Origin of the sequence: Halorubrum laminariae, from assembly GCF_024494655.1 — an archaeon.
Classification (GTDB): Archaea; Halobacteriota; Halobacteria; order Halobacteriales; family Haloferacaceae; genus Halorubrum; species Halorubrum laminariae.
This window is the reverse complement of record NZ_JANHDL010000037.1, coordinates 1-1,923: the sequence shown is the minus strand read 5'-3', so window position 1 is coordinate 1,923 and position 1,923 is coordinate 1. Positions and strand designations below refer to the sequence as shown.

1 protein-coding gene is annotated in these 1,923 nt (G+C 57.3%); it reads left to right on the top strand.

Translation table 11 applies throughout. From position 1 onward, the window contains the following. Positions 1–102: 102 nt before the first annotated feature. On the top strand, positions 103–1,698 hold the full coding sequence (locus NO887_RS18430) for a transposase (protein WP_256419619.1): 1,596 nt from the start codon (positions 103–105) through the stop codon (positions 1,696–1,698). The last annotated feature ends 225 nt before the right edge of the window (positions 1,699–1,923 follow it).

Here is a 1,923-nt window from a genome sequence, read left to right as displayed (position 1 = left end):
TAGCCCGTTGCACGGTTTCAAAATCAGTTCAGACGTATCCGGCATCTATCACTAACGGAGCGAAATAGTCACTTTCACTAGACTAAAAGCCGGATTGGAAGTATGACACCAACACAATCCGACACTGAAGGAGACACCGTCGAATCGCATAAGGCCACTGTTCGAGCATTTCTCCGAATCCACGGCGAGGTTGCTTCCAAGAAGGCTCTCCGCGCTGGCACCGAGGTGCCACCGTGGTACATCGAACAAATCTCCTCCCAAGACACGTTCTACACGTCGCTGAACCACCACTCCAACTACGTCGCTAGCAAACACGTCATTGGCCACAGAGCTACCCACGACGGCTTCTGGCGACCCGAGGTGGATGACGGCGTCGCCGTCTTCCACCGCCATGAAACCACCAAAGCCACGCTCAAACACCTCGCGTTCAACCGGCCATCCGGACTCACCGCACCCGAAGCAAACGACTTGCTTGATCGACGCTGCTACCGCTCGCTTCGCAAACTCACCGAACAACAGGAGGTACACGCCGTCACGACGCGCAATACCACTGTCTACACCCATCGCTGGCCGTCCATCCAGGACGGCCAGCTGGCTCAGCGCGAAACCGACCAGCCAACCGATGTCACACCAGACGATCCTGGTGACGACGGCTATCTCTACCGAGACGAACTCGTCGCAACTTTCCTCTCGGTCGCTGTCTCGGAACTTCAGTCAATCGCCCCGGAACGAGCCGCTGCACTTGTCCTGCGGCAGTTCGAGGGCGACTCTTTCGACGCCCTCGAACGACGTCTTCAGCGCAACCACTCGTTTCGAGAGGCACTCGACTACACGGAGCCAGGGGATGTCCCCGACGGGACATCCCTCTGGCGAGCCTTCGACGAGCTCGATCCAGACGATCTTCGCAACTGCCTCCAGTCGATGTGTAGCGAGGTGCTTGCCGCTCACGACCACGCCGGTGAGTTCGTCATAATTGATGGGACGCACATTGCCGCTTGGGCAAACACACGCGACGAGATCGAAAACGGCGATGTTGAGGGCGCAAGTTGGGGTAAACACGAAGGCTCGTTCTACGGCTACAAAGTGTTTCTCGTGGTAGACGCAGCGACGGAACTGCCGGTCGCCATCACGATGGAGACCGGCAAGCGAAACGACACTGTTGCGTTCGAACCGCTCATCAAGGACTTCGATGAGCGGTACGACACTGAGAATCTCCAGGCCGCATTGGCTGATGCTGGCTTCGACAGTCAAGAAAACCGTGAGTTCTGTCAAGACCGCCTCGACTCTCCGTTATTGACGGCGATCAATCCCCGTAGATCGTCGCCGTTAGCGACGATCAAGGACGAAATCAAGAAGTTGTTCGAGGAACATGGTGAGGAGATCGACAGCCCCTACGATGCCCTGGAGCGGTTACCGCAGGAGCTCCTCTCGGAGTACGGCGTTGAGGTAGGAAACGTCGAGGAGACCTACATTTTTCAGGCGATCAAAGAACGGATGCATCGACACCTGCGCGCAGGTGTCGAGCGCGTCTTCTCGCGGCTGAAATCGTTCACTGGCCTTGATCGCGTCTGTGCACGCAAGGAAGGCAACGTCGAGACTCACGTCGTTCTCTCGGCAGTGGCGTTGGTAGCTGCGTCGCTCACTGCCCATCGGCAGAACAAACCAGGGCTGATACGCTCACCGAGTCGGCTCATCTGAGCGTCGGGCCACCTGTCCAAAAAACAAGAGTCGCCGCCTGAGAGACATCGCTCTCAGGCGGCTCTGTTTCGTGTTCATCTCGTGATTGATCGGGGTGATTCTCTGGTTCATTCAGCCCCGTCTGTCAAGAAACGTACCATCATTGGGTCAGCACAGCTGAGTGGTGGTCGGTTTCAGCTCTGCCCGCCCCGTCCGGCGAACTAATTTTGAACGTGCAACAGGGTA

What these genes read in the sequence shown, in the direction of transcription:
- NO887_RS18430 (WP_256419619.1), top strand. Translation starts at nt 103, where the DNA reads ATGACACCAACACAATCCGACACTGAAGGAGACACCGTCGAATCGCAT.